Source organism: Crocosphaera watsonii WH 8501 (assembly GCF_000167195.1).
GTDB classification, from domain to species: Bacteria; Cyanobacteriota; Cyanobacteriia; order Cyanobacteriales; family Microcystaceae; genus Crocosphaera; species Crocosphaera watsonii.
The window spans coordinates 1-3797 of record NZ_AADV02000263.1 but is presented as its reverse complement, the minus strand read 5'-3'; the positions used below and the strand labels follow the sequence as shown (position 1 = coordinate 3797).

Here is a 3797-nt window from a genome sequence, read left to right as displayed (position 1 = left end):
TTCAATCAGGCTCGGACCGTCAANGGTTCTAAACTTTCTTGAAACATTTGTGCATTTTGGCAAGGCTCCCTTGAGAAATGGGAATGCCAAAGACATACTCTATAAAATGTTCCTGTTTACGCCATGTAAGATTACCCCCATAGCCAAGCCAGCCCACGATGCTACTTAATCGCGCCCCATAACTGAATCCTTCTTTAACTCCCAATGGAACAGGACTGTAATCTGACCATCCACAACTAGGACATTTATAGAATCCGCGACGATATTCCCTGATTTCTATGGGTTGGTCTACTACTTCAGCCACTTGCTGGACTTTTTCGGGAACTACTTCATCTCGTTCCACTGAACCCCCACAAACAGGACAGTTTTCTAGTTCTAAAGGGACTATCTTATCGGGCTGACCAAAACCATTACGGGTCTTCCCTGGGTGGTCATATTTTGGTCCGCGTTTAAATCCTTTTTTCCGTTTCTTTTTGTCAGAAGGCTTTTTTAGTTGGTCTGATGATGGGTTGGACTTTGGACAAAAAAAGTTTGTTAGCGTGTATTTTACGCTAAACTAAAATCCCAAAATATCGGCTCTGTATCAGTCAATAAAATTGGCTGACAAATAGGGCTAATCTATAGATTCTGAGGAAAACTAAGGAGCTTTTAAGTTTTCAGTTGATTTTTTGCTCCCTTTCTTGATAACATCATGACGAGTTCGTGGGGCTTTTTTGTAACCTTTAATACGTCCGGAAGAAAAACCTCGACGTTTGGGAAATTTGGCGAAAGTCCCCAAGGTCGTAATTATTCTTGAAAAGTCTCTTTGAACTAGACTAGGGGTGATTTTGATGGATTTATTAGTCTTCAAATACTGTTCCCAATCACGGGGTAAAACCACAGCTAATTTTCTGGCAGCCCACAAATTTACATAAGAAAGAAGTGTTAGTTTAAACCAATTTTCTTCATGATGTACATCGGGAGTTAAATAAGATGTCATCAATAATCTTTGTTTACCAAATCGAAAAAGATGTTCCATGTCATAACGTTGTCGATAACACTGATAACAATCAACTAAACTTAACTCATCGCGCCGAGAACCAATAACAATAAGCCACATAGGTTTCCAAATACTATTTCTTTCTTGATCTCTGACAACAATCTGGAGTAAAGTAAAGGGGTAATTGTTCATTTTATAGTTTTTAGTTCCTCTCATTAACATCTGTTTCCATCCCGAAATAGTCACTGTTAATTGACGACCTTTTTTCGTTGTAAAGGGAACATGATGAACTTCATCAGGTTCAGTCCAAGTTTGGTCATCTTTAAGGTCAAATTTATCCCCATACCAACGGGGATGTCCCGAAGTTTTGGCTTGATTTGGGTCCCGAATAAATTGACGATAAAAAACTCGGTCACTTCTAACTCTTGTAATAGTAACTACGTCTTCATGCTTAACTTGTTCCCCAATAAAAGCCTTTTGGCTGTAGTCACTATCAGCCACTAAGACAGATAATTTATCAGAAAATAAAGAACTTTGCCAGATTTTTTTTAGTTGTTGATTGCCTTGATTTACTCCTTTATGTTTAGAGGGGACTCGCTCTCCTGATAAGGGGACAGCCCAAGGGACTTTTTCTGTGTCTATTTGGTCAGGTAAAGCGCAGACAACGGAATAACAATGTCCAATATTAATGGGTTTATTTCCCTTAATTGGATTGGGGTAATGAATAAAGGTTTTATCCGCTAACGTTTCGCCAAACCGTCGTGGGCAGGGAGTTGTGTCAATACCAAATAAGTTATAATGTTTTGAAGTGGGAGGAATTGTTCTCGATACTGCTGAAAATAAAGTCTCAATTCTCTGTTCATAATTAGGGTCAGTTTGAGTGGGTAAAAACTCTTGAATTCCTCTATATAAACTGTTATAATCTCTTCTAAATAAAGGATTGAGAGACAATTCAACGACTGAGTGAGCTTGTTGGTTACTGGAGAGGGCATCGAGTAATTCTATAATAGTTTCTTTTCTAGCTTTTAGTCCTTGGAAGAGGTTAGACCTCCACACCAGGAATTCCTCGACAGACGTAGCCGTTTCATTTTTGGTCATTTTTGAAATTTATTACCTTATAAATTAGCGGAATATATACGCTAACATCAAAAGAGGTTGTTTGTTACAGTTAAGGCTAATGTCATCACATTCCGAACTTAAGACCAGTCAAGATGTCCACCTGAGAGCCAAACAAATTAAGAGTCTAATTCGCTCTCTTAAACAGAAAATAAAGAAAATTGAACGGGAAGGGGAAGTAGCACCAGCTAATTGTCATATTATTCGTTATCAGGTTAATCGAAAGGGAACAATCTACTGGTATTATAAACTACAGGCTGCTGAATCAATTTTTCCTATGGCCACTAATAATGAGAAAAAAACCAAATATAAATATTTAGGACGAGCCGGAAGTTCTGCTCATATTGATGCTGTAGAAAAACTCACTAGAAGAAATCTCATTGATGAATTAGAACGAGTCATTCAATCTCTAACTGAAAGCTACTTAGATATCTATATTGGAACCGAAACTGAATGAAGCTATTTAATATTAAAATCCCCTAAAAAGATGGAAAGAGAGTTTTTAAAATCACCTTAATTCTCTATTTTAGCTCTGGAGATATGTTTAGCGTAAAATTTACGCTAACAATTGTTTTTTATACAAAGTCCAAGATGGGGGGACTGAACTGTTTTTTGAGTTACGGTTTTTTAGCTTATCTCTCTCTTCTTTCAATTTTTCAATTTCTTGCTGTTGTGTAGAGATTTGTTGTTGTTGCTGGTCAATCAGTCTTTGTTGAAGAGATAACTGTTGTTGTGCCTTGACTAGCCACTCAATCATGAAGACATTGTTCGCCAACTGTTCATCGGCGATAGCTCTAACTAGCTTTGAATCAATGGTAGCATTTGTGGTCATAACCCCCACTATACATAAAAATCCCCGATTTTACCTTTATGTTGTCAAGACAGATTCTTTATTGCGGTGAGCAATTACCATCATATAGAAAAGTAGCATAATAACGACAACTTCCGTGTTTAAAAGTCCTCTTAAATATTTTTACTTTTCCGAATTCTTTGATAATTACTATCAATCCATTATTAGGAATTTCCAACTCCTCTACTCTCTGATATTTACCTCCTTCTACTTTTACTTGTCTATTTTTGGCTATTCCTACTTGAAAATTCAGTTCTTTGTCTCTAAAAAATCTTAAATTCTCTTTAGAAGAATACCAACAGTCTGTCGTTATAGTAGAAGGTTTTACCCCCCACTTGATTACTTCTACGATCATCTCTCTTAAGTAATCATTTTTTGTTTTATTATCTAGAGGATCATAAAGGCGATAATTAATAGGCATTGATTTTCCATCATAGTCAGTATAATACAAAGTAATTAAGTTAATTCCTTTGATGGCTTTTTGATGTTTTCCTGACCAATAATAGTTGATTAAATGAGCTTTTCCTACTTGAGAGTAGTGTTTTTCAATAACGGTATCATCCCCACTTAACACTCCTCCAATCAAATTAAGGTTTCCTTGAACTTCTCTAAATAAATCTATTGGTTCATATTGCTCTCTTAGTAAGAATCTATTGGTGCTATGACGAGAAATTTCTAAAATCTCAGCTAAACGGCAGCAACCTGTGTATTTTGGCTCTGAGAGCAAGAAGTATGTATATTGATCTAGATTACATTGGGCTGTTGATGGTTTACTCCGAAGTCTTATGATTTTTCTCCTTCATTAGCGATCACCTGAAAACATCATCTGCATATTTACGCTCTTTTGTCAAT

Annotated in this window: 2 protein-coding genes and 3 pseudogenes; 1 reads left to right on the top strand and 4 read right to left on the bottom strand. The window is 36.5% G+C overall.

Annotated features, from left to right (window positions below):
• Positions 1 to 17 precede the first annotated feature (17 nt).
• Positions 18 to 508 (bottom strand): annotated as a pseudogene (locus CWATDRAFT_RS35165) (IS66-like element ISCwa4 family transposase); the annotation flags it as partial.
• A gap of 129 nt (positions 509 to 637) precedes the next feature.
• The gene (locus CWATDRAFT_RS30385; RefSeq protein ID WP_007308550.1) at positions 638 to 2077 is read right to left on the bottom strand and encodes an NF041680 family putative transposase; all 1440 of its coding nucleotides are present in this window, start codon (positions 2075 to 2077) and stop codon (positions 638 to 640) included.
• A gap of 79 nt (positions 2078 to 2156) precedes the next feature.
• Here CWATDRAFT_RS30385 and CWATDRAFT_RS30380 point away from each other — a divergent pair, with 79 nt between their 5' ends.
• Positions 2157 to 2552, top strand: a complete 396-nt coding sequence (locus CWATDRAFT_RS30380; protein ID WP_007303423.1) for a hypothetical protein — start codon at positions 2157 to 2159, stop codon at positions 2550 to 2552.
• Between the two features lie 114 nt (positions 2553 to 2666).
• Here the strand turns inward: CWATDRAFT_RS30380 and CWATDRAFT_RS30375 are convergent.
• Together CWATDRAFT_RS30375 and CWATDRAFT_RS30370 are read right to left on the bottom strand one after the other, a co-directional pair.
• A pseudogene (locus tag CWATDRAFT_RS30375) lies at positions 2667 to 2936 on the bottom strand (IS66 family transposase); the annotation flags it as partial.
• Between the two features lie 88 nt (positions 2937 to 3024).
• Positions 3025 to 3732, bottom strand: a pseudogene (locus tag CWATDRAFT_RS30370) (IS701 family transposase); the annotation flags it as partial.
• Positions 3733 to 3797 lie beyond the last annotated feature (65 nt).